19 protein-coding genes, 1 tRNA gene and 1 pseudogene are annotated in these 22,951 nt (G+C 68.5%); 14 read left to right on the forward strand and 7 right to left on the reverse strand.

Annotation, left to right across the window (positions count from 1 at the left end; translation table 11 throughout):
- Window positions 1-35 precede the first annotated feature (35 nt).
- The 6 genes from U5A56_RS08950 to U5A56_RS08975 all read left to right on the forward strand — a co-directional run bounded on the left by U5A56_RS08950 (window position 36) and on the right by U5A56_RS08975 (window position 4,124).
- Window positions 36-743, forward strand: coding sequence for a nicotinate-nucleotide adenylyltransferase (locus U5A56_RS08950; protein ID WP_321922183.1), 708 nt, complete (start codon window positions 36-38; stop codon window positions 741-743).
- A 4-nt stretch (window positions 744-747) separates the two neighbouring features.
- Window positions 748-1,194, forward strand: a complete 447-nt coding sequence (rsfS, locus tag U5A56_RS08955) for a ribosome silencing factor (protein ID WP_044844704.1) — start codon at window positions 748-750, stop codon at window positions 1,192-1,194.
- A gap of 19 nt (window positions 1,195-1,213) precedes the next feature.
- Window positions 1,214-1,684 carry a 23S rRNA (pseudouridine(1915)-N(3))-methyltransferase RlmH gene (gene rlmH / locus U5A56_RS08960; RefSeq protein ID WP_044844705.1) on the forward strand — a complete coding sequence of 157 codons (471 nt, stop codon included), beginning with the start codon at window positions 1,214-1,216 and terminating at the stop codon, window positions 1,682-1,684.
- Window positions 1,685-1,735: 51 nt separating this feature from the next.
- The gene (locus tag U5A56_RS08965; RefSeq protein ID WP_321921915.1) at window positions 1,736-2,368 is read left to right on the forward strand and encodes a Maf family protein; all 633 of its coding nucleotides are present in this window, start codon (window positions 1,736-1,738) and stop codon (window positions 2,366-2,368) included.
- 8 nt (window positions 2,369-2,376) lie between these two features.
- On the forward strand, window positions 2,377-3,846 hold the full coding sequence (rng, locus tag U5A56_RS08970) for a ribonuclease G (protein ID WP_044844707.1): 1,470 nt from the start codon (window positions 2,377-2,379) through the stop codon (window positions 3,844-3,846).
- A gap of 201 nt (window positions 3,847-4,047) precedes the next feature.
- Window positions 4,048-4,124 (forward strand) — tRNA-Met (locus U5A56_RS08975).
- Window positions 4,125-4,184: 60 nt separating this feature from the next.
- On the opposite strand, the gene U5A56_RS08980 is transcribed toward U5A56_RS08975, so the two are convergent.
- Window positions 4,185-4,568, reverse strand: coding sequence for a DUF1493 family protein (locus tag U5A56_RS08980; protein WP_044844708.1), 384 nt, complete (start codon window positions 4,566-4,568; stop codon window positions 4,185-4,187).
- A gap of 2 nt (window positions 4,569-4,570) precedes the next feature.
- Window positions 4,571-5,001 (reverse strand): annotated as a pseudogene (locus U5A56_RS37135) (STM2901 family protein).
- 294 nt (window positions 5,002-5,295) lie between these two features.
- Here U5A56_RS37135 and U5A56_RS08995 point away from each other — a divergent pair.
- From U5A56_RS08995 to U5A56_RS09015, 5 genes are all read left to right on the forward strand, one after another.
- Window positions 5,296-5,631 carry a YggL family protein gene (locus U5A56_RS08995; RefSeq protein WP_044844709.1) on the forward strand — a complete coding sequence of 112 codons (336 nt, stop codon included), beginning with the start codon at window positions 5,296-5,298 and terminating at the stop codon, window positions 5,629-5,631.
- Between the two features lie 465 nt (window positions 5,632-6,096).
- A complete protein-coding gene (locus U5A56_RS09000; RefSeq protein ID WP_321921921.1) occupies window positions 6,097-7,239 on the forward strand; it encodes a collagen-like triple helix repeat-containing protein in 1,143 nt (380 codons plus the stop codon).
- 346 nt (window positions 7,240-7,585) lie between these two features.
- Window positions 7,586-8,551: a PRC-barrel domain-containing protein gene (locus U5A56_RS09005; protein ID WP_321921923.1), complete on the forward strand. Its 966-nt coding sequence runs from the start codon at window positions 7,586-7,588 to the stop codon at window positions 8,549-8,551.
- The gene (locus U5A56_RS09010) at window positions 8,548-9,807 is read left to right on the forward strand and encodes an MFS transporter (protein WP_321820509.1); all 1,260 of its coding nucleotides are present in this window, start codon (window positions 8,548-8,550) and stop codon (window positions 9,805-9,807) included. The genes U5A56_RS09005 and U5A56_RS09010 overlap by 4 nt, the downstream gene beginning before the upstream one ends.
- Window positions 9,808-9,842: 35 nt before the next feature.
- Window positions 9,843-10,421: an FUSC family protein gene (locus U5A56_RS09015; RefSeq protein ID WP_321921926.1), complete on the forward strand. Its 579-nt coding sequence runs from the start codon at window positions 9,843-9,845 to the stop codon at window positions 10,419-10,421.
- 67 nt (window positions 10,422-10,488) lie between these two features.
- On the opposite strand, the gene U5A56_RS09020 is transcribed toward U5A56_RS09015, so the two are convergent.
- Both U5A56_RS09020 and msbA read right to left on the reverse strand, forming a co-directional pair.
- Window positions 10,489-10,881, reverse strand: coding sequence for an RcnB family protein (locus tag U5A56_RS09020; protein ID WP_321802112.1), 393 nt, complete (start codon window positions 10,879-10,881; stop codon window positions 10,489-10,491).
- An 88-nt stretch (window positions 10,882-10,969) separates the two neighbouring features.
- A complete protein-coding gene (gene msbA, locus U5A56_RS09025) occupies window positions 10,970-12,721 on the reverse strand; it encodes a lipid A export permease/ATP-binding protein MsbA (protein ID WP_260426288.1) in 1,752 nt (583 codons plus the stop codon).
- 223 nt (window positions 12,722-12,944) lie between these two features.
- Here msbA and U5A56_RS09030 point away from each other — a divergent pair, with 223 nt between their 5' ends.
- The 3 genes from U5A56_RS09030 (at window position 12,945) to U5A56_RS09040 (ending at window position 16,099) form a co-directional block, all read left to right on the forward strand.
- Entirely contained in the window at window positions 12,945-13,697 is a 753-nt protein-coding gene (locus U5A56_RS09030) for a glycosyltransferase family 2 protein (protein ID WP_044844716.1), read from the forward strand.
- A 144-nt stretch (window positions 13,698-13,841) separates the two neighbouring features.
- Entirely contained in the window at window positions 13,842-14,684 is an 843-nt protein-coding gene (locus U5A56_RS09035; RefSeq protein ID WP_044844717.1) for a glycosyltransferase family 2 protein, read from the forward strand.
- 134 nt (window positions 14,685-14,818) lie between these two features.
- Window positions 14,819-16,099, forward strand: a complete 1,281-nt coding sequence (locus U5A56_RS09040) for an O-antigen ligase family protein (protein WP_321921929.1) — start codon at window positions 14,819-14,821, stop codon at window positions 16,097-16,099.
- A 179-nt stretch (window positions 16,100-16,278) separates the two neighbouring features.
- Here U5A56_RS09040 and U5A56_RS09045 read toward each other — a convergent pair whose 3' ends face one another.
- The 3 genes from U5A56_RS09045 to dnaE all read right to left on the reverse strand — a co-directional run bounded on the left by U5A56_RS09045 (window position 16,279) and on the right by dnaE (window position 22,795).
- Window positions 16,279-17,457, reverse strand: coding sequence for a glycosyltransferase family 9 protein (locus U5A56_RS09045; RefSeq protein WP_321921931.1), 1,179 nt, complete (start codon window positions 17,455-17,457; stop codon window positions 16,279-16,281).
- Window positions 17,458-17,837: 380 nt separating this feature from the next.
- Entirely contained in the window at window positions 17,838-18,941 is a 1,104-nt protein-coding gene (locus tag U5A56_RS09050) for a glycosyltransferase family 9 protein (protein WP_321921933.1), read from the reverse strand.
- A 323-nt stretch (window positions 18,942-19,264) separates the two neighbouring features.
- Window positions 19,265-22,795, reverse strand: a complete 3,531-nt coding sequence (gene dnaE / locus U5A56_RS09055) for a DNA polymerase III subunit alpha (protein ID WP_044844722.1) — start codon at window positions 22,793-22,795, stop codon at window positions 19,265-19,267.
- Window positions 22,796-22,951: the final 156 nt, after the last annotated feature.

A 22,951-nucleotide genomic window follows, 5' to 3' on the forward strand; every position in this document is an offset into this window, starting at 1 on the left:
CGCGCCCCGCCGCCTCAAGAACAGGACACGTTTTTCTGGACACCACCACCCGCCCCGCCCCGCAGCCGCTGTCACGTCGTATCGGCCTGCTGGGCGGCACGTTCGATCCGATCCACGACGGCCACCTCGCGCTCGCGCGCCGGTTCGCCGACGTGCTCGGCCTGACCGAACTCGCGCTGCTGCCCGCCGGGCAGCCGTACCAGAAGCGCGACGTGTCGGCCGCCGAGCACCGGCTCGCCATGACGCGCGCCGCTGCCGGCTCGCTGTCGCTGCCCGGCGTGACGGTCACCGTCGCGACCGACGAGATCGAGCACGCGGGGCCGACCTATACGGTCGAGACGCTCGCACGCTGGCGCGAGCGGATCGGCCCCGATGCGTCGCTGGCGCTGCTGATCGGCGCCGACCAACTGGTGCGGCTCGACACGTGGCGCGACTGGCGCAAGCTGTTCGACTACGCGCACGTGTGCGCGTCGACGCGCCCGGGCTTCGACCTCGGCGCGGCGCCGCCGGACGTCGCGCGGGAAATCGCGCGGCGGCAGGCCGGTGCCGACGTGCTGAAGGCGACGCCGGCCGGCCACCTGCTGATCGACACGACGCTGGCGTTCGATATCGCCGCAACCGACATCCGCGCGCACCTGCGCGAATGCATCGCGCGTCACGCGCAAATGCCCGATGCGTCGGCCGAGCATGTGCCGGCCGCCGTCTGGGCCTATATTCTTCAACATCGTCTCTACCATTCCTGATTCCATGGATATCCGCAAACTGCAGCGCGTGATCGTCGACGCTCTCGAAGACATCAAGGCGCAAGACATCAAGGTGTTCAACACCAGCCACCTGACCGAACTGTTCGACCGCGTGATCGTCGCGTCGGGCACGTCGAACCGCCAGACCAAGGCGCTCGCATCGAGCGTGCGTGACAAGGTCAAGGAAGCCGGCGGCGACATCGTCAGCTCCGAGGGCGAAGACACCGGCGAATGGGTGCTGGTCGACTGCGGCGACGCGATCGTGCACATCCTGCAGCCGGCGCTGCGCCAGTACTACAACCTCGAGGAAATCTGGGGCGACAAGCCCGTGCGGATGAAACTCGGCGGAGGCAAGGGTCCGAACGGTCTCGCGACCGCCAGCGAAGAAGAGGACGACGAGGAAGAAGCGCCCGCACGCCCGGCGCGCAAGACGGCTGCCCGCCGCCGCTGAGCCGCAGCGAGTCGTCCCGATGAAGCTTTTCATCCTCGCGGTCGGCCACAAGATGCCCGGCTGGATCGCGTCCGGCTTCGACGAATACACGAAGCGGATGCCGCCCGAGCTGCGCATCGAGCTGCGCGAGATCAAGCCCGAACTGCGTTCGGGCGGCCGCAGCGCGGAAAGCGTGATGGCGGCCGAGCGGCAGAAGATCGAGGCCGCGCTGCCGAAGGGCGCACGCATCGTCGCGCTCGACGAGCGCGGCCGCGACTGGACCACCATGCAGCTCGCGCAGGCGCTGCCCGGCTGGCAGCAGGACGGCCGTGACGTCGCGTTCGTGATCGGCGGCGCCGACGGGCTCGATCCGGAACTCAAGGCGCGCGCCGACCTGCTGCTGCGCATCTCGAGCATGACGCTGCCGCACGGGATGGTGCGCGTGTTGCTTGCCGAACAGCTTTACCGCGCGTGGAGCATCACGCAGAATCACCCCTACCATCGCGCATGACGTGCCGTCCTCGGGACGCGCGCCGCGCGCGCTCAACGAGATAACGACACCATGCCGTCCAGCACGCCCCCTGCCCTTTTCCCGACCCTTTACCTCGCTTCGCAAAGCCCGCGCCGCCAGGAGCTGCTGCAGCAGATCGGCGTGCGCTTCGAATTGCTGCTGCCGCGCCCCGACGAGGACGCCGAGGCGCTCGAAGCCGAGCTGCCCGGCGAAGCCGCCGATGCGTATGTTCGGCGCGTGACCGTCGCGAAGGCCGAGGCCGCGCGCTCGCGCCTCGTCGCGAGCGGCAAGCCGGCCGCGCCGGTGCTGGTTGCGGACACCACGGTGACCATCGACGGTGCGATCCTCGGCAAGCCGGCCGATGCCGACGACGCGCTCGCGATGCTGACCCGCCTCGCAGGCCGCGAACACGAGGTGCTGACCGCCGTCGCGGTGGTCGGCGCCGACGGCGAACTGCTGCCGCCCGCGCTGTCGCGCTCGTCGGTGCGCTTTTCGGCCGCGCCGCGCGACGCGTTCGAGCGCTACGTCGACACCCGCGAACCGTTCGGCAAGGCGGGCGCCTACGCGATCCAGGGACGCGCGGCCGAATTCATCGAGCGAATCGACGGTTCCCATTCGGGTATCATGGGTCTGCCCCTTTTTGAGACTGCCGCGTTGCTGCGCACCGCGCGCGTCGCCTTCTGAATCGCACCATGAACGAAGAAATCCTGATCAACCTCACGCCGCAGGAAACGCGGGTCGCACTCGTCCAGCAAGGCGCGGTGCAGGAGCTTCACGTCGAGCGCACGCTGTCGCGCGGGCGGGTCGGCAACATCTACCTCGGCAAGGTCGTGCGCGTGCTGCCCGGCATGCAGTCGGCGTTCATCGACATCGGTCTCGAGCGCGCGGCGTTCCTGCACGTCGCCGACATCTGGCATCCGCGCCTCGCGGGCGAGCCGCAGTCGGGCGCGCCGCACCAGCCGATCGAGAAGACCGTGTTCGAAGGCCAGACGCTGATGGTCCAGGTAATCAAGGATCCGATCGGCACGAAGGGCGCCCGACTGTCGACGCAGGTCAGCATCGCGGGCCGCACGCTCGTCTACCTGCCGCAGGAGCCGCACATCGGCATCTCGCAGAAGATCGAGAGCGAGGCCGAGCGCGAGGCCGTGCGTGCGCGGCTGACCGCCGTGATCCCGCCGGACGAGAAAGGCGGCTACATCGTGCGCACGATCGCCGAGGACGCGACCTCCGACGAACTGGCCGGCGACGTCGCCTACCTGCGCAAGACCTGGACGACCATCGTGGCCCAGGCGCAGCGGCTGCCGGCGACGAGCCTGCTGTACCAGGATCTCGATCTCGCGCAGCGCGTGCTGCGCGATTTCGCGAACGACGACACGACGCGCATCCAGGTCGATTCGCGCGAGACGTACCAGCGCCTCGCGGAATTCGCGAACGAATTCACGCCGGCGGTGAGCCCGAAGCTGCATCACTACACCGGCGAGCGGCCGCTGTTCGACCTGTACAACATCGAGACGGAGATCCAGCGCGCGCTGTCGCGCCGCGTCGACCTGAAGTCGGGCGGCTACCTGATGATCGACCAGACCGAGGCGATGACGACGATCGACGTGAACACCGGCGGCTACGTCGGCGCGCGCAACTTCGACGACACGATCTTCAAGACCAACCTCGAGGCCGCGCATACGATCGCGCGGCAGCTGCGGCTGCGCAACCTCGGCGGGATCATCATCATCGACTTCATCGACATGGAGAACGCCGAGCATCGCGACGCGGTGCTGTCCGAGTTGAAGAAGGCGCTGTCGCGCGACCGCACGCGCGTGACGGTCAACGGCTTCTCGCAGCTCGGGCTCGTCGAGATGACGCGCAAGCGCACGCGCGAATCGCTCGCGCACGTGCTGTGCGAGCCGTGCCCGACCTGCCAGGGCAAGGGCCAGGTGAAGACGTCGCGCACGGTGTGCTACGACATCCTGCGCGAGATCCTGCGCGAGTCGCGCCAGTTCAATCCGCGCGAATTCCGCGTGATCGCCGCGCAACAGGTGATCGACCTGTTCCTCGACGAGGAGTCGCAGCATCTCGCGATGCTGATCGACTTCATCGGCAAGCCGGTGTCGCTGCAGGTCGAGTCGAACCTGAGCCAGGAGCAATACGACATCGTGCTGATGTAAGGTCATGCGCGGCGATCTCCGAATCGGGAGATCGCCCCCCCACCCTTGCCGCGGGCATCGAGCAAAAATATCAATTGGCACGCCGAGCTGCGAGGGCTCGGGCAACGTAAGCGCCCCCTGGCGAGCGAAGCACGGCCGCTTGATTTCAACTTTGGTCACTAAGCGTTTGACGCACCGCAGCAGTATCACTATAATTCGCGCCGCGGGGTGGAGCAGTCTGGCAGCTCGTCGGGCTCATAACCCGAAGGTCATAGGTTCAAATCCTATCCCCGCAACCAAACATCGAAGCCCGCTTTGCGACAGCAAGCGGGCTTTTTGCATTTCGCCGATTCGTGGGCTCATTTCCCACGAGCGACCTGGTCTCGTGCAACGCTCTCGATCGCGTCCGTATCCCATCGGCCGATGCGCATTGCTTCTTCCAGCATGCCGAGGGTAAGGGGCACACGCGGTCGCTTCCGGTAACGCTCGGAAAACAGCGCGAGAAACGTCGTCACCATCTCCTGCCCTTCAGGGCCGAAGTAGCGGTCGTAAGGGAATTCGGCAGCATTCACACCGAACGTTTCGGCCCATTTGTCGATGAATTCGATTGCATCGATTCCCGTCACGCGCAGATCCTCCTCGAGACGTGACGACGGCTCGATTCGCAATTGGCCGCCGAACAACGGGCGACCGAGCTCTTCGCGCGCAAATGCGGCAAGCTTTTCCCACCTAGCGGCAGACACGATCAGAACACCCTGTTTTCAAGTTTGACGACGGCGTTGTAGCGACGCACCGTGTTGAACATGATGACGGCCGCGTCGGCGGCCAAGAACAACTCCCCGACCACGGGGATGGTTCGGCCGACCCATGCACCGAGATTCCGCGTGGACGCGATACGTACACCCTGAGCGCCCACCGACATGATCATTGGCAATCGCATTCTCATCTGAATCGGCAACAGCTTGCGCGCAGCAATTGAGGCGACCGATGTGCCCTTGGTCGCCGCAGCGAATTTCCTGGTGCCGGCACATCGGCTTGACCCAGCAACATGGCCGAAGCGGCCGCAAGGTCATCGAACCCGACGCGCCGCTGGATCTCATCGATCGCGATCCAGAAAAACAAATCCGCCGGCTTGAGATCGACACGACCATTGTACGAATAGCGATTGTCCGACATACGGCCCTCGTTGTTGTTCGAATAGCCGCCGACCTTAGCAAAGCCGAAGCGGCTCGCCATCCCTGTATCATTCGGTCATACGCGCGATGAGCCGCCGGGCCAAGCCACGCCGAGAAATCCCGGTCGACCGATTGTTTAACAATGGTTTCATGATCAACCGCGCGACAAACCGGTATCGCGACGACGCAACGCTCGGGCCACTCGCTGCGTGCTCGAGCTGCGCGGCACGTCGACATCGTGCCAGCAGCGGCCGCCGCGCTATCCTTTCCCCCTCACATTCACTCACCACACACCATGAGCCAACGCCACAACCGCCGCCAGCGCAAGAAACTCCACATCGCCGAGTTCCAGGAACTCGCGTTCAACGCGGCCGCGCAATACCGCAACGAGCTGTCCGACCTCGAGCGTGGCCAGCTGATCGATGCGTTCATCGATTTCGTCGAAGCGAACGGGCTGCTGACCGTCGCCTCCGCTGACGAAGGGATCGGCGCCTACGTGATCTCCGGCGCGCCGCGCGGCACGACCACCGATGCCGACCGCGAGAACGTGCGTGCGTGGCTGGCCGCACGTCCGGAGCTGACCGACGTCCGGGTCAGCGAATTCACCGACGCGTGGTATCCGGACGCCTGACGCCCCCGTTACGCCGCCCCTCGGGCAGCGCCCCGCGCCTGCCCGCCGCGCCTGCCCGCCGCGACGGCGGGCCACGCAGGCGCCGCCGTCCCGCCTTCCCCTCGCACCGTCCCTCCCGCCTCCATCACACGACTCACCTCGTGTCGATCGTGATTACCCCGATTCCGGCAGTGAATCGGACGCTTACTTCAATTTAACGATCATTAAAAGACGTCTCGCCGCCGTGGACCTACTCTGATCGTACGAATCCGGTGATTTCCGGCACGATCGGCAAGCAAGACGAAAGAATGCAACGCAATGCGTCCTGCAAGCGCTCCGGGTTCCGACTCAGGCGAATACGCGGCACGGCGACAGGCCAATCAGGGAGACAACGACGATGCGCCCGCCGCGTCCCTTCCGCAGCGACGACACACCGGCGCACACGAAGGCCGCCTGATCCATTTCCATAATCGAGACGAGGACGACATGAACACGCCCACCATTCATCAAGAAGGACTCCGAATGATCATGATCGCGGCCGGTACCGCGGCGCTGATGTCGCTGTCCGCGTGCGGCGGCTCCGGCTCGCTGAGCCAGGGCACCGGCGGTTCCGGGTCGGGGTCCGGCGATCCGACGGCATCGACCGGCGGCACGGGGAACGGCTCGAGCGGCACGTCGGCCAACGGCGTCGGCCAGACGACCGCGGCGTCGAGCAACATCGTGACGGCCGGCGGCGGCGCGATATCGGGTGTCGGCACGGCAATCGCGTCGCAAACGCTGCCCGGCACGAACCCCGCGACGACGCAAGGGCTCGGCACGGTGGTGCAGGACGTCGGCGCGGCCGTCACGACGCTCGGCACCGGCCTCGGTTCGGGCCTCGGCCAGCTCGGCGCATCGTCGGATCCGGTCGGCACGACGGTCGCCAGCACGGGTGGCGTGGTCACGAATCTCGGCCAGGCCGTCGCCGCGACGGGTGGCGTCGTGTCGAGTCTCGGCGCGAGCGGTTCGGCGCTGGCGCCGCTCGCGCCCGTCACGTCGCCCGTCGGCGGTGCCGTGACGACGCTCGGCAACACGATCGCGGGCGGCGGCGGGACGCTCGGCACGCAACTGTCGACCGGCCCGGTCGCACAGGTGACGGGCGCGGCCAGCTCGGCGATCACGCCGATCACGACGACGGTCGGCTCGCTCACACAGACGGCCGCGGCGAGCACGCCGCTCGGCGCACCGCTGACGAATCTCGTGACGACCGTCGGCAACGGTGTCGCGAACGCCGGCACAACGCTCGCGAACACCGGCAACAATCCGGTCACGACCGGCGTCGGCAACGTCGTGACCGCGACCGGCAACACGGTCGCCACCGCGGGCACGGCGCTGCTCGGCGGCGGCAGCGCCGCGACGAATCCGCTCGCCCCGGTGACGGGGCTCCTGTCGACCGGCGCCCTCGGCGGCGCGACGGGCGGCGGCAATCCGGCAGGCGCGCTCACCTCGGCGGTCGGCACCGTGACGGCGGCGGCCGGCAGCGCGCCGGTCGGCGGCCTGGCGGGCGGCAGCGGCACCGGCGCGCTGTCGAAGACCGGCGGCGGCCTGCTCGCCCCGGTGACGACGACGCTCGGCGGGCTGGTCAAGTAACGCCACGCCGGCGGCCCGTGCGGCGCCCGACCTGTCGTCAACGGTCGGGTGCCGTGCGCGCTGAGGGATCCGATGGCGGGCGCCCGCTCTCGGCGATCGATCCCCGCCCGTTTACCTGCCCCTTTCCCTGCCCTTTACCTGTCGTTTTCCTACTTCGCCGTTTTCCTGCTATTCCCTGCCCTGTTCCGGTCCTTTCCCCCCATCCCGCGTCCAATCCTCCGCAGAAATCGGTCCTGAAAGGAAGACACGTTAAACTCTCACCTCGCGTGGTGCGCCGCCCGCACCCGCCATCCATCGCCAGCCGCGCCCCTCCGGGCCCGGCCCCCGACCCATGGAGTGAGTGTCAATGAGCGGCGGACTTCCGTTTCCCGCATCCCGCATGTCGTTCCCGTCCTCGACGGTCTTCCTCGTTCTCGCCGCCGCGCTGCTGTCCGGCTGCGGGCTGCTGCCGACGCAGAATCCGCCCGCGCCGATCAGCGAGGCGCTCGTCGAGCCCGTCGAGGAAACCGCCGGCGAACCGCTGACGATGCCGCCCGTGCCGGCGCCGACGCAGCCGGAAGCGCCGGAAGCACCGAAGAAACCGCACCGCGAAGTGACGCGGCCGAAACCCGTGCAGCGCCCCGAAACACCGACGCCTCCGCCACCACCGCCCGCCCCGATCGTCGCGACGCGCCCGCTCGACCGCACCCAGATCCATGCGCTGCTCGACAGCGAGGTCGCGCGCCGCAACGGCAAGGTGATCGGCCGCGCGGTCGACATGGTGGCCGACGCGAGCGGCAAGCCGCGCGAGATGATCGTCAACCTGCAGGGCTTCATGGGCGTCGGCGACCGCAAGGTCATCTTCCCGTGGAACGTGTTCCGCTTCACGCCGGGCGGCAAACAGGAGCCGATCGTGCTCGACGTGCCGTCGGGCGACCTGCCCCCGGCCGCGCGGCCGAAGGCCGTGCCGCTGTCGGGTTCGGCCGCGGCGTCGCCCGCGACGCGACTGCCGATGCTCGACAGCGATGTCGAGCGCCCGAACGGCACGAAGATCGGCCGCATCGTCGACGTGCTGATCGACCGCGCCGCGCAGCCGCAGGCGGTCGTGCTCGACCTCGGCGGGCTCGTCAACACCGACCGCCGCTCGATCGCCGCGAGCTGGGGCGCGCTGCGCTTCGTCACGCGCGACAAGGCGCTGCATCCGCAGCTCGACCTGAACGATGCGCAGATCAAGGCGTCGCCGCCCTACGCGGCCGACAAGCCGATCGTCGCGGTCTTCCCGCCCGTTGCCCCGGCACCGGTGCCGGCTTCGTCTGCGAGTGCCACCCGATGACGATCAAGCATTCCGTCAGCGTGCGCAGTCTGCGGTCCCTCGACTGGCTCAACTTTTTCGTTGCAAACGTTCAAACCGGGTTCGGTCCGTTCATCGCGTCCTACCTCGCGTCGCACAAGTGGACGCAGGGCGAGATCGGCATGGTGCTGTCGATCGGCACGATCAGCGCGATGGTCAGCCAGGTGCCGGGCGGCGCGGCCGTCGATGCGCTGAAGAACAAGAAAGGCGCGGCCGCGTGGGCGATCGCGGCCATCATCCTGTCCGCGGTGCTGCTCGCGTCGAGCCCGACGATCGTGCCGGTGATCGCGGCCGAAGTGTTCCACGGCTTCGCGAGCTGCATGCTCGTGCCGGCGATGGCCGCGATCTCGTTCTCGCTGGTCGGCCGTGCCGATCTCGGCGACCGGCTCGGCCGCAACGCACGCTGGGCGTCAATCGGCAGCGCGGTCGCGGCGGGCCTGATGGGGCTCACCGGCGAGTATTTCTCCGCGCGCGCGGTGTTCTGGCTGACCGCCGTGCTGGCGTTGCCCGCGCTGTTCGCGCTCGCGATGATCCAGCCGACGCACGAAGTGATCCCGCATTCGTCGAAACCCGACGATCACGACGAAGGCGAGCACCGCGAGACGCTGCTCGAACTGCTGCGCGATCGCCGGATGCTGATCTTCGCGGCGTGCGTCGTGCTGTTCCACCTGTCGAATGCGGCGATGCTCAACCTCGCGGCCGGCGAAGTGACGGCCGGGATGGGCGAGAACGTGCAGCTCGTGATCGCCGCGTGCATCATCGTGCCGCAGGCGATCGTCGCGATGCTGTCGCCGTGGGTCGGCCGTTCCTCGCAACGCTGGGGACGCCGGCCGATCCTGCTGCTCGGCTTCTCCGCGCTGCCGGTGCGCGCGCTGCTGTTCGCCGGCGTGAGCAGCCCGTACCTGCTCGTGCCGGTGCAGATGCTCGACGGCATCAGCGCGGCCGTGTTCGGCGTGATGCTGCCGCTGATCGCGGCCGACGTCGCGGGCGGCAAGGGCCGCTACAACCTGTGCATCGGGCTGTTCGGGCTCGCGGCCGGGATCGGCGCGACGCTCAGCACGGCCGTGGCCGGCTATGTCGCCGATCACTTCGGCAATGCGATCAGCTTCTTCGGGCTAGCCGCCGCCGGTGCCCTCGCGGTCCTGCTCGTCTGGCTCGCGATGCCCGAAACGCGCGTCGAGAACGGCGACGCACCCGAGGGCACGCCGGCCGCCGCCTCGTCCGAACAGGCGCACTGACACACGCACCGCCGCCCCGCTTCTTGGCCGACACGATGGATACGATCAGGACCCTCAACGAAGCCCGCCAGCAGATCCAGCAGTCGATCTTCGATCTGTTCAAGGGGCTGACTTTCGGCGAACGCCTCACGCAAGGCGCGCTGATGGCGCTGCAGGCCGTGTGCGGCGCGTGCCTCGCATACGCGATCGGCCGCGCGTTGCACACCGAGCAGGCCGTGTGGGCGGCGATCACCGCGATCGCCGTCACGCAGCACAACTATTCGGACACGATGTCGCTGTCGCGCGACCAGTTCATCGGCGCGATGATCGGCGGCGTGGTCGGCTTCGCGGGGGCCGCGCTCGGCGGCGATCGCCTCGTCGCCTATGCGATCGCGCTCGCGATCACGATCGTCGGCTGCTGGTGCCTGAACGTCGGCAGCGCGGCGCGGCTCGGCGGCGTCACCGCGACGATCGTGCTGCTGTTTCCGGGTAACGGCCCGCTGTGGGACATTCCGCTGATGCGGCTCGGGGAAGTCGCGCTCGGCACCGTCTGCGCGCTGGCGGTGTGCTGGGCAATGTCGCGGATCGAGCGACGCTGGTTCCGCCGGGCGGCGAAGTCGGACCAGGACAAGTGACGCGGATGCCGGGACGCACGCCCCGGCATCCGGATGAAGCGATGAGCGGCGGCAGGTGTGGCCGGTGTTACGGACCGACCCGCAGCACGATGCCCGAGCCGATCTGCACGAGCAGATAGTCGCCGCCGACGCCGACCCAGTGATAGCCGCGCGGCGGCGGGCTCAGCCGATAGCCGCGCCAGTCGTCGACCACGTACTGGCGATCGCGGAATTCGTCCGGGAGCCGGTCGCCCTTGTGCCAGTCGCGGCGCGGCTGGTCGGCCCAGCGCGGCGGTACGTCGTCGTCGCGATGCATCGCCTGGCCGGGCGGCATGTGCTTCGGGCCGTGACCGCGGTGCATGCCGTGATTGCCGTGGTCACCGTGGTTGTCGTCGTTGCCGTGCCCCTGCGCCATCGCGACCGGCGCGGCGAAACCCGCCGCAACCAGCGCGGCCAGCATCATCCCGTGCATCTTCCTCATCGTCCTTCCCTCCGTGTTGTCACGTCGAACCGGAAACAACTGGACTTGCCCAATCAAGACTAGCACACGGGTGCGACCCGACTTTGTGTCACGCCGCCTGCTGCTGGTACTGGATCCGGTGCAGGTGCGCGTACAGCCCGCCGTGGCGCAGGAGTTCTTCGTGGCTGCCCTCTTCGACGATCTTGCCGGCTTCGAGCACGAGGATCCGGTCCGCGCGCTCGATCGTCGACAGCCGGTGCGCGATCACGAGCGTCGTGCGCCCTTCCATCAGCCGCTCGAGCGCGGCCTGCACGTGACGCTCGGATTCCGAATCGAGCGCGGAAGTCGCCTCGTCGAGGATCAGGATCGGCGCGTCCTTGTAGATCGCGCGCGCGATCGCGAGCCGCTGCCGTTGACCGCCCGACAGTCGCATCCCGTTGCCGCCGACCAGCGTGTCGAGCCCGTCGGGCATCGCGGCGACCGCGTCGGCGAGGTTCGCGGCCTCGAGCGCCGCCTGCACGCGTGCGCGGTCGGGCGTCTGCCCGTACGCGACGTTCGCGGCGATCGTGTCGTTGAACAGCACGACGTCCTGGCTGACCATCGCCATCTGGCCGCGCAGCGCGTGGATGTCGTAGTCGGCCACCGGCACGCCGTCGACCAGGATCGCGCCGCCCGTCGGATCGAAGAAGCGCGGCAGCAGGTTCACGAGGGTCGTCTTGCCGCTACCGGACGGCCCCGCGAGCGCGATCATCTCGCCCGGCGCGACCTTGAACGAAATGCGGTCGAGCGTCGGCCGCTCGGAGGCGCCGTAGTCGAACGACACGTCGCGGAATTCGATCTCGCCGCGCGCGTGCGCGAGCGCACGGCCGCCGCCCTGCGGCTCGGCGGGCTCGTCGATCAGCCCGAAGATCAGCTCGGCGGCCGTCATCCCGCGCTGCAGCGGCTGGTTGACGTCGATCAGATGCTTGAGCGGCGAAATCACCAGCAGCATCGACGTGACGAACGCGACGAAACCGCCGACCGTCGTCTGGTCGTTGGTCGACTGCACGACCGCGATCGTGATCACGACCGCGAGCGCGATCGACGCGAGGAACTGCGTGAGCGGCTGCGCGAGCCCGCCCGAGATCGTCATGCGCATCGCGTAGCCGCGCAGGCGCTTGCTCATCGTCGTGAAGCGGTCCATCTCGTACGCTTCGCCGTTGTGCACCTTGACGACCTTGTAGCCGCCGACCGTCTCCTCGACGATGTACGACAACTCGTTGGTCAGCGTCTGGTGCTCGCGGTTCAGGCGGCGCAGGCGGCGGTTGATCTTGCTGACGAGCCAGCCGATGCCCGGCAGGATCACCGCGACGATCAGCGTGAGCCGCCAGTTCAGGTAGAACAGGTAGCCGAGCAGGAACACCACGGTCAGCGAGTCGCGCACGAGCGTGACCATCACGCCGGTCAGCACCGACAGGATCTGGTTGACCTCGAACACGATCGCGTTGATCACCGTGCTCGCGGTCTCGCGCTGGAAGAACGACGCGCCGGTGTGGAGCATCCGCTGGAACATCTCGAGCCGCAGTTGCAGCAGGATGCGGTTCGATACGTAGTTGAGCAGGTAATTCGACGTGTACTGCGACACGCCGCGCACGAGCGCGAGGCCGATCACCGCGATCGGCACGTACCATTTCGCGCTGTCGCTGCCGTGCGAGCCGAAGCCGTGGTCGAGCAGCGGCTTGAGCAGCGCCGGGATCCCGGCTTCCGTGGCCGCGACGACGCCCATCGTCATCACGGCGAGCAGCACGATGCCGATGAGCGGCCGGATGTACGGCCACAGGCGCTTGAGGACCGTGAGCGGCGAGGTACCGGTGCCGTCCATCGGTTTGCGAAGAGTGTTCTGGGTTTCCAAGGCAATCCTTCTTGAGCCGCGACGCGGCGCCCGGGGCGTGACTGCCCGGAATTCGCCCCGTCCGGCGGGTGCCGAAAAAGGCCCAACATTATAGCTGGACCGCCCCCGCCGGCATGGCCGTCGCCGAAGCGGCCGGCTGCCTGAGCGCGGGTATACTGCCGCTCACCGTTTTCTCCGCCTTTTCGACGATTTCATGGCAGAACCCACCCTCGGCGTCGCCCTCATCGCCCTCAACGCGGCCGCGCGGCTCGCGCAGTGCCTCGACGCGCTGACCTTCGCCGACGACGTCGTCGTGATCGACGGCGGCAGCACCGACGATACGGTCGAGATCGCCCGCGCGCACGGCGCCCGCGTGATCGTCGAGCGCGACTGGCCGGGCTTCGGCCCGCAGAAGAACCGCGCGCTCGACGCGCTCGACACCGACTGGATCCTGTCGCTCGACACCGACGAGGTCGTCAGCCCGGAACTCGCACAGTCGATCCGCGCGGCCATCCGCACGCCGGCCGCGCAGGTCTACGCGCTCGACCGGCTGTCGAGCTTCTGCGGCCAGTGGATCCGCCATAGCGGCTGGTATCCGGACTGGGTGCCGCGCCTGTTCCGGCGCGGCACCGCCCGCTTCTCCGACGACCTGGTGCACGAACGGCTCGTCTTCGACACGCCCGCGCAGCGGCTGCCGGGCAAGCTGATGCACTATTCATACGAGGATTTCGAAACCGTCGTGCGCAAGCTCGATGCGTATTCGACGGCCGGCGCGCGCCAGCGCCGCGCGGCCGGCCAGCGCGGCGGCTTCGGCAAGGCGCTCGCGCGCGCCGCATGGGCGTTCGTGCGGACCTACGTGCTGCGGCGCGGGTTTCTCGACGGCCGCGCGGGCTTCATGATCGCCGTGTTCAACGCGGAAACCGTCTACTACCGGTTCCTGAAGCTCGGCCACGAAGCGGCCCGCTGAGCGCGCCCGCCCTGCCGCCACCCTGAGGCCGCCGGCATGCGGCCGGCCCGGCGTTACAATGCCGGGCTGCCCGCGCGCCATGCGCGTCCGAGCACGGCGCAGCGCTGCGCGCCGCCGATACGACGACCACCGAATCCGACCGCCATGTTCTCCATCATCATCCCGACCTGGAACAACCTGCCGTACCTCAAGCTCGTCGTCGACAGCCTGCGCCGTCATTCGGCGTACGACCACCAGATCATCGTGCACGTGAACGACGGCGCGGACGGCACGCTCGACTGGGTGCGCAGCGAAGGCATCGAGCACACCGCGTCGCCGGCCAACATCGGCATCTGCCATGCAGTGAACCTGGCCGCCGCCCGCGCGACGCGCGACTACGTCGTCTACATGAACGACGACATGTACTGCTGCCCGGGCTGGGACGCGGCGCTCGTGCGGCGCATCGAGCAGATGCCGACCGACCTGTTCATGCTGTCCGGCACGATGGTCGAGCCGGTCGACACGCGCAACCCGTGCGTCGTCGTCAGCAACTTCGGCCGTGACGCCGAACAGTTCGACGCGGCCGGCCTCGTCGCGGCCACGCCGCGGCTCGCGCGCGCGGACTGGCTCGGCTCGACCTGGCCGCCGACGCTCGTGCACCGCGACTGGTGGAACCGCATCGGCGGCTACAGCAGCGAACTGTCGCCGGGGATGAGCAGCGACAACGACTTCTCGATGAAATTCTGGGACGCCGGCTGCCGGATCTTCCTCGGCGTCGGCGACAGCCTCGTCTATCACTTCCAGCAGAAGAGCACCGGCAAGATCGTCAAGAACGACGGCCGCCGCCAGTTCCTCAACAAATGGGGCATGACGCAGGCCACGTTCGACCGCTATTACCTGCATCGCGGCGAGCCGGCCGGCGCGCGCGTCGCGCTCGACACGCCGGCCGTCGAAGGCCGCCTGAAGCGTGCGCTGCTGCGCTCGCGGATCAAGCGCGCGTTCAGCTGACCCGACCCCGGAAACGGCACGGAAACGCCCGCGGCTTCGCGTATACTGCGCGCTTCGTCCCGCGCGGTGCCGCCGGGACGCGCGGCGCGCAGCACGGTGCCCGCATGCCGCATTCGTCCATTCGACAGGTTCCGATGCTTTCGTTTTCCGCTCCCGCCTCGCGGCGCCTGACCGCCGCCCGCGCCTTCGCCGTCGTCGCGCTCTGCATGGTGCCGGTCTCGACCGCGCTGACCAACGTGTTCTGCGGGCTGTTCGCGGCCGCGCTCGTCATCTCCCCCGAATTCTGGCGCGACCTGCGCACGTTCGTCACCGAACCGGCGTCGCTCGCGGCGCTGCTGATCCTCGCGGCACTGGCCGCGAGCGTCACCTATACGGTCGCGCCGCACCCGAAGGCGTGGAACTGGGTCGCCAAGTACGACAAGCTGTTGCTGCTGCCGTTTGCCGTGCTGGCCTTCCGCCATTCGAACTGGGCGCCGATCGTGCGGCGCGCCTGGTTCGGCACGCTGTGCGTGATCCTGCTGCTGTCGACCACCAACTATCTCGGGCTGACCGCGATCGGGCCCGCGCATTCGAGCGAGCTGCCGCTGTCGCGCGCCTGGGTGTTCAAGAACCACATCGCGGCCGGCATGTTCGGCGCGCTGCTGTTCTACCAGGCGGCCGACCTCGCGCTGTCGGCCCGCACCGCGCTGTCGCGTGCCGCGTATGCCGCCGTGGCCGCATGGTCGCTGATCAACGTGTTCGTGATGCTGCAGGGACGCACCGGGCAGGTCATCGCGCTGCTGCTGATCCTCGTCGTCGCGGTGCGCTTCGTGCTGCTGCTGCGCCGCCAGTCGGCGCTGCGCGCCGGGCTCGCCGCCGGGGCGCTGGTCCTGGCCGGCGTCGCGCTCGTCGTCGCCGCGTGCACGGTGCACAACGGCCGGCTCGTGAAGGTCGTGTCGGAAGTGCAGCAGTATCGGCAGACCGATGCGGTCACGTCGACCGGGCTGCGTCTCGAGTGGTACAAGAAGGGGCTCGAGCTGTATCGCCAGCGCCCGGTGATCGGCTACGGCGCCGGCGGCCTCGAGTTCGAGTTCGAGAAGCTCACGGCCGGCAAGACGGCTGCCGAAGGCCAGCTCACGTCGAATCCGCATAACGAATACCTGCTGATGGCCGTGCAGCTCGGCACGCTCGGCGTATTGCTGTTCGTGAACCTGATCGTGCAGATCGCGCGCGGCAGCCGCGCGCTCGACCCGCGCTCGCGGCATGTGCTGCTCGCGTGGCTCGCGATCTTCGCGATCGGCAGCCTTGCGAATTCGCTGCTGCTCGATTTCGCCGAAGGTCACCTGCTGGTGCTGCTCGCCGGGATCCTGCTCGGCTGCGGCACGCGCACGGAAGCGCTGCCGCGCGAAACGTCGGCGATCCGGCGCAGCGCGTAACGCATCATGCGGCGGGTTGGCGGGCAGCGCGCATTGCCGCCTGCCGCCGGTTCGGTTTCTACGGCTTCTACGGCTTCAGTGGCGGCGCATGCGTGCCGCTTGTCGGAAGCACGGCCGCGCGGCGGCGCCGCGTCGCCACTCCCCGCTTTTCGACTCAGGAAACGTACGGCTTGCGCGCGTCAGTCCGGGCGCGCGCGATGCAGTCGCGACGTGTCGACGATCGCGTCGGCGGCGCCCGGCGGATTCAGTCCGAGCATCTCGGCGGCCGCCGCCTTCACACGCTGCGTGCCGAGGTTGACGAGACAGTCGCTGTGGCTGTCGACATGGCGCTCGCAGCCTTCGTGCCGGCACGGCACGCAATCGCCCTCGCCCTGCAGCAGCCATACGTTGCCGTGCCGCGCGGAGCCGCGCAGCGCCCACGGGTTTTCGGTCGCCGGCCAGTGCTGCGGCCACGGCCCCCAGCGCACCGGATCGGACGGACCGAACAGCGCGATCGTGTCGGTGCCCGTCGCGGCCGCAACGTGCGTCGCGCCCGTATCGGGCCCGATGAACAGCCGCGCGCGCCGCACCAGCTCCGCGCTTTCGCCGAACGTGAGGCGGCCGACCAGGTTCAGCACGTCGCCGCCCGCCTCGGCCGCGACCTGCTCCGCGTACTCGCGCTCGCGATCGGCCGGGCCACCCGACAGCGCGATCGCAAACCCCTGCGCGCGCAGCCATTCGATCATCTCGACCCAGCCTTCGAGCCGCCATTGCTTGTAGCGGAACATCGGATACGGATGCAGCACGACGAGCGGCTTGCCGTCGCGGATCGCCGGCGACTCGGCGAGCCACGCGTCGAAACGCGCGCGCCGCGCGGGATCGTCGCCGATGCCCGGCGCGACCACCTCGGATACCGGCTCGATGCCGATCACCGGCGCGAGCGCGAGCGTGCTGACGACCGTATGCGCGGACTCGTGGTGATTGATCGCGATGCCGTTCAGCATCATTCGAGTCAGCCACGTGACGCGGTTCGGATCGACGAGGCCGACGCGCTTGCGGCCGGCGAACCAGCTATAGAAGCGCGGCCTGTCGGAGCTCAGTGCCGCGCATGCGAGATCGTAGCGGCGCCACATCGACAGCGCGTCGCGCAGCCGCTCGCGGAACCCCGCGCGCTGCGCGACGACGATCACGCGCCGCACGTCGGGGTTGTGCTCCAGCACACCCTCGGTGCCGCGAAACACCAGCATGTCGATCTGCGCATCGGGCCAGCGCGCCTTCAGCGAACGCACGAGCGGCGTCGTCAGCAGCACGTCGCCGATACGGCGCGGGGCTGCGACGAGGATGGTTCGGGGCGGGCGGGCGGAAGAAAACAGGGCCACGGCGATCGTTCCGTCTAGCTGGCTGGACAAGGCTCGCAATGTACAGGATTTTGCGGCCGGTGGCGTGGCGTCGGGTGCGGGCGTCGGCGACATGCCGTGGTTGGTGGTTGGTGGTTGGTGGTTGGTGGTTGGCGGTTGGCGGTTGGCGGTTGGCGGTGGGCGGTGGGCGGTGGGCGGTGGGCGGTGGGCGGTGGGCGGTGGGCGGTGGGCGGTGGGCGGTGGGCGGTGGGCGGTGGGCGGCGGCCGGTTGCCGGTGGCCGGCGGTTGGCAACACGGCAGGCAACGACGCACGGCGGGGCCTGCCGCCGCCGCGCCGCGTGGCCCCGTTTGCGCGTCCGATGGCGGTGCCGGCAATGCAGGCGCCGCCGGCCTTCCGGGGGCTATGAAACGATCGCGCCGACCGCGGGTGCCGCGGGTGCTGCGAGCGTCGCGGCCGCAAGCGGCATCGCAAGCCCCATCGCATCGTCGAGCTGTCCGGCCTGCGTCAACAGATGAAGCACCGCGCGCTCGAGCGCGTCGACGCCGATCGCGTCGACCGTCGCGCCGGCCCGCAGGATCATGTGCGGCACGCCGAGCGGATGCCAGCGCCGGTATTTCTCGGGGCGGTCCTCGAACAGCGCGGCGACCGGCACGCCGAGCGCCGACGCGAGATGCACGGGGGCGCTGTCGGCCGACACGATCGCGTCGAGCAGGCTCGCGGCGGCCACCAGTTCGACGACCGACGACGGCGCGACATGCCGGGCGTTGACGTCCCGCCACGCATCGCGGTCGGCGCCGGCCTCGGCCGACACGGCGGAATCGCGGAACACGATCACGTCGGCGAACGGTGCGAGCCGCCGGCCGAGGTCGCGCCATCGATCGGCCGGCCAGCGCCGCTCGGCCGCCTTGTTCGACACGAACAGCCCGACGCGCGGTTTCGTGCGCGGCCCGAGCAGCCGATACCACGTGTCCTGCAGCGCGCGGTCCGGGTGGACAGACAGCGCGAGACCGTCGAGATCGGCGCGGCCAAGTTCGGGCACGAGCCGGAATCCCGACAGCGCTTCATGGCAAATCGGCCGCGACGCGACATGGTCGGGCTTGCGGTCGTCGAATTCGGAATCGGCATCGTGCCAGCGGCAATCCTTCACGCCGAGCTGCCGCGCGAACCGGATGCTGCTGCGATGCATGCCGCCGTTCGGCACGACCACGAGGTCGAACCGCAGGCGGCGCAGCCGGCGCACGAGCCGCAGCCGGTCGAAGAACGCGCGCATCCGTCCGGGGCGGTCGTTGCGCTCGCACTGACGGCTGTACACGTAGGTATGGACCGTGTGCACGTCCGGGTTGCCGGCCAGCGCGGCCGCGTTGTAGCGGTTCGCGACCACGTGCAGCTCCTTGCCCGGCCAGCGCTGTTTCAGCGCGCCGAGAAAAGCGGTCGTGCACAGCATGTCGCCCAGAAAATCAATCCGGATCACGAGGATCCGCCCCGTCGGTTTCCCGTTGGCCATCGTTGTTGTGATGCTGTCGATTTTTTATCGTCGCGCACCAGCCGGCATCCTGGCGTTCTTTACCGTGCCGGCTTCGTCGCGTGGTCGCTCGCGGCACCGCGACGCATCGCGTGCCGCGCGGAACCGTCCCCGTCTGATTCGCGCGCGCGATGTCGCCGCCGGCCGGCGGACAGACCGCAACCGGCGCCGTATCGGCGTCGCGCGACGGATTGTATAGCGTCCGGATGACGGCCCCAAGCATCCGCCGACATGAAAACGGCCCGCCGCACCGCACGATGGCGATGCGACGGGCCGCGCAGGCAACGACCGTCCGGCGGGGACCGTCAGTACGTGATTTCGACGATGCTGCCGTCGAACGTCGCGCGCAACTCCGCGAGCAGCGTGTCGCTCGGCTTCACGCGCCACGCGTCGCCAAGACGCATTTCCCCTTGCGCGCGCGCGTTGCTGTAGTGAACCTGGACCGCGAGCCCGTTCGGCAGCGGCGCCTGCGGGCGACGCCCGCCGTCGCGCCCGCCGCCGCGCGGCGCGGGTACCTCGACCGCGGGCGCGGCCGAATCGTCCTTCGACACGTGCGGCTCGAGCACGCGGCGCAGCGCCGCCGCATCCGCATTGCCGTTCATCGTGAGCCGCACCGCCTGCGCGTAGCGGCTACGCGCGCGTTCGAGATCCATCACCGTGTCGGCCGTGAAGCGGATGCCGCCGGTGAACGCATCGTTGCGCGCCTGCCCCTGCACGATCAGCAGTTCGTCTTCCTTGAACAGCGCCTTGTTCGCCTCGAACTGCTCGTTGAAGATCGTGATCTCGCACTGACCCGAGCCGTCGTCGAGCAGCGCGATCAGCATCTTGCCGCGCTGGGTCATCTGCGTGCGCAGCGATGCGATGATGCCCGCGACGAGCTTGTCGCGCCCTTCCTTCAGGTCGCCGACCTTCTGCCGCACGAACCGGCGCACTTCGTCGCGATACGCGTCGAACAGGTGGCCGGACAGGTAGAAGCCGAGTGCGCCCTTCTCCTCCTGCAGGCGGCGCTTGTCGTCCCACGCGGGTTCGTCGACGAGCGCATGCGCGTGCGGCGACTCGGCGCCCATGTCGAACAGCCCGGCCTGCATCGCGTTCGCTTCGGCCTGGTCGGCCGCTTCCATCGCGAGCGGCACCGACGCAATCAGCTGCGCGCGGTTCGCGTTCAGCGAATCGAACGCGCCGGCGCGGATCAGCGCCTCGACCGTGCGGCGGTTGACGACGCGCCGGTCGATCCGCTCGCAGAAGTCGAACAGGTCGGTGAACGGCTTTTCGTCGCGGGCGCGCAGGATCTCCTCGATCGCGTTCTGGCCGCTGCCCTTCACCGCGCCGAGACCGTAGCGGATCGTGCGCGAGCGCTTGCCGTCGGCTTCGGCGACCGGCTCGAACCGGTAATGCGATGCGTTGATGTCCGGCGGCAGCACGGCGAGGTTGTTCACGACGCAGTCGTCGTACAGGATCTTCACCTTGTCGGTGTCGTCCATCGCGAGCGTCATGTTGGCCGCCATGAATTCGGCCGGATGGTGCGCCTTCAGCCACGCGGTGTAATACGCGAGCAGCGCATAGGCGGCCGCGTGCGACTTGTTGAAGCCGTAGCCCGCGAACTTCTCCATCAAGTCGAAGATCTCGTCGGACTTCTCGCGCGTCAGGCCGTTCTTCGCCGCACCCTCGGCGAAGATCTCGCGGTGCTTGGCCATTTCCTCGGGCTTCTTCTTGCCCATCGCGCGACGCAACAGGTCGGCGCCGCCGAGCGAGTAGCCGCCGATGATCTGCGCCATCTGCATCACCTGCTCCTGATAGACCATGATGCCGTAGGTCTCTTTCAGGACGGGTTCGACGCGCGGATCCGGATAGTCGACCTTCTCGCGGCCGTGCTTCCGTGCGCAGAAGCTCGGGATCAGGTCCATCGGGCCCGGACGGTACAACGACACGAGCGCGATGATGTCCTCGAAGCGGTCGGGCTGCGCATCCTTCAGCATGCCCTGCATCCCGCGGCTTTCCAGCTGGAACACGGCGACCGTGTTGGCCTTCTTCAGGATCTGGAACGACGCCGGATCGTCGAGCGGCACCTGCGCGAGCGACCAGTCGGCCTTCGACGCATCGAGGCGGCGAATGTAGCGCTCGGCCCAGTCGAGGATCGTCAGCGTCGTGAGACCCAGAAAGTCGAACTTCACGAGGCCGACGGCTTCGACGTCGTCCTTGTCGTACTGGCTGACGACGCCGCCGTCGTCGCCCTGCGTGTACAGCGGGCAGAAATCGGTCAGCTTGCCGGGCGCGATCAGCACGCCGCCCGCGTGCATCCCGACGTTACGCGTCAGGCCCTCGACGCGCTGCGCGAGGTCGAGCAGCTGGTGCACTTCGTCCTCGTGGTCGTAGCGCTCCTGCAGCTGCGGCTCTTCCTTCATCGCGTCGGCGATGGTCACGTGCTTGCCCGGCTTGAACGGGATCAGCTTCGCGACGCCGTCGGTGAACATGTAGCCGAGATCGAGCACGCGGCCGATGTCGCGCACGGCCGCCTTCGCGGCCATCGTGCCGAAGGTGGCGATCTGCGACACGGCATCCGCGCCGTATTTTTCCTTCACGTACTGGATCACGCGATCGCGGCCGTGCTGGCAGAAGTCGATGTCGAAGTCGGGCATCGACACGCGTTCCGGATTCAGGAATCGCTCGAACAGCAGGTTGTAGCGCAGCGGGTCCAGATCGGTAATGCCGAGCGCGTACGCGACCAGCGAACCGGCACCCGAGCCGCGGCCCGGACCGACCGGCACGCCGTTGTTCTTCGCCCAGTTGATGAAGTCGGCCACGATCAGGAAGTAGCCCGGGAAGCCCATCTTCGTGATGGTCCCGCACTCGAATTCGAGCCGCTTGTAGTACGTGTCGCGCTGCGCGTCGCGCTCCGCCGCATCCGGATACAGCTGTTCGAGGCGCTTCTCGAGCCCCTCCTTCGACAGCTGGACGAGGTAATCGTCGAGCGACATGCCGTCCGGCGTCGGGAACAGCGGCAGCTTCGGCTTGCCGAGTTCGAGCTTCAGGTTGCAGCGCTTCGCGATCTCGACCGTGTTCGCGACCGCCGACGGCAGGTCGGCGAACAGCGCGACCATCTCGTCCTGCGTGCGGAAGTACTGATCGGTCGTGAAGCGCTTCTGGCGCCGCGGATTCGCGAGCATGTCGCCTTCCGAGATGCACACGCGCGCTTCGTGCGCGGTGAAATCGTCGTCGGTCATGAACTGCGTCGGATGCGTCGCGACGACCGGCAGCTTCAGCGACGCGGCGAGCGTCGCGGCCTGCTGGATGTACGCCTCGGCGCCCGGCTGGCCGTAACGCTGCAGCTCGATGTAGAAGCCGCCCGGGAACACCTTCGCCCAGCGCTCGGCGTGCCGGCGCGCGGCCTCCTCGTTACCGGCCGCGAACGCGAGCCCGATGTCGCCCTGCTGCGCGCCCGACAGCGCGAGCAGCCCTTGCGACAGCTCGCCGTCGAGCCAGCTCGCGTCGAGCTCTGCGCGGCCGCGGTACTGGTTCGTGAGCCATGCCTTCGACAGCAGTTCGCACAGGTTCAGGTAGCCGGTCTTGTCCTTCACCAGCAGCAGCAGGCGCGACGGTTTGTCGCGATCGTCCGGATTGGTGATCCAGACGTCGCAGCCTGCGATCGGCTTGATGCCCTTGCCGCGGGCTTCCTGGTAGAAACGGACGAGGCCGAACGCGTTGCCGAGATCGGTGAGGGCGAGCGCGCCCTGGCCGTCCGCGGCCGCCGCCTTGACGATGTCGTCGAGACGCACGATGCCGTCGGCAATCGAGAATTCGGAGTGAACGCGAAGATGGACGAAGCGGGGATCTGACATGGGCGTTATTGTAGCCGCGTCGCCGCGCAGGCTGCCCAAAAAATCCCCGCGCCCGGCCGTTCGGCCGATGCGCGCGACGCCGGCCGAACGGCCGGGTGCCGGCAGACGTGCAGTTTGCGGGATAATACGGGTTTTCGAATCACCGCCCCGGCTTCG

The sequence above is a fragment of the Burkholderia sp. BCC1998 genome, assembly GCF_905339875.1.
Taxonomy (GTDB): Bacteria; Pseudomonadota; Gammaproteobacteria; order Burkholderiales; family Burkholderiaceae; genus Burkholderia.

Coding starts and splice junctions, on each gene's coding strand:
- rsfS (WP_044844704.1), top strand. CDS start 748: ATGGATATCCGCAAACTGCAGCGCGTGATCGTCGACGCTCTCGAAGAC.
- rlmH (WP_044844705.1), top strand. CDS start 1,214: ATGAAGCTTTTCATCCTCGCGGTCGGCCACAAGATGCCCGGCTGGATC.
- U5A56_RS08965 (WP_321921915.1), top strand. CDS start 1,736: ATGCCGTCCAGCACGCCCCCTGCCCTTTTCCCGACCCTTTACCTCGCT.
- rng (WP_044844707.1), top strand. CDS start 2,377: ATGAACGAAGAAATCCTGATCAACCTCACGCCGCAGGAAACGCGGGTC.
- U5A56_RS08995 (WP_044844709.1), top strand. CDS start 5,296: ATGAGCCAACGCCACAACCGCCGCCAGCGCAAGAAACTCCACATCGCC.
- U5A56_RS09000 (WP_321921921.1), top strand. CDS start 6,097: ATGAACACGCCCACCATTCATCAAGAAGGACTCCGAATGATCATGATC.
- U5A56_RS09005 (WP_321921923.1), top strand. CDS start 7,586: ATGAGCGGCGGACTTCCGTTTCCCGCATCCCGCATGTCGTTCCCGTCC.
- U5A56_RS09010 (WP_321820509.1), top strand. CDS start 8,548: ATGACGATCAAGCATTCCGTCAGCGTGCGCAGTCTGCGGTCCCTCGAC.
- U5A56_RS09015 (WP_321921926.1), top strand. CDS start 9,843: ATGGATACGATCAGGACCCTCAACGAAGCCCGCCAGCAGATCCAGCAG.
- U5A56_RS09020 (WP_321802112.1), bottom strand. CDS start 10,881: ATGAGGAAGATGCACGGGATGATGCTGGCCGCGCTGGTTGCGGCGGGT.
- msbA (WP_260426288.1), bottom strand. CDS start 12,721: ATGGACGGCACCGGTACCTCGCCGCTCACGGTCCTCAAGCGCCTGTGG.
- U5A56_RS09030 (WP_044844716.1), top strand. CDS start 12,945: ATGGCAGAACCCACCCTCGGCGTCGCCCTCATCGCCCTCAACGCGGCC.
- U5A56_RS09035 (WP_044844717.1), top strand. CDS start 13,842: ATGTTCTCCATCATCATCCCGACCTGGAACAACCTGCCGTACCTCAAG.
- U5A56_RS09040 (WP_321921929.1), top strand. CDS start 14,819: ATGCTTTCGTTTTCCGCTCCCGCCTCGCGGCGCCTGACCGCCGCCCGC.
- U5A56_RS09050 (WP_321921933.1), bottom strand. CDS start 18,941: ATGGCCAACGGGAAACCGACGGGGCGGATCCTCGTGATCCGGATTGAT.
- dnaE (WP_044844722.1), bottom strand. CDS start 22,795: ATGTCAGATCCCCGCTTCGTCCATCTTCGCGTTCACTCCGAATTCTCG.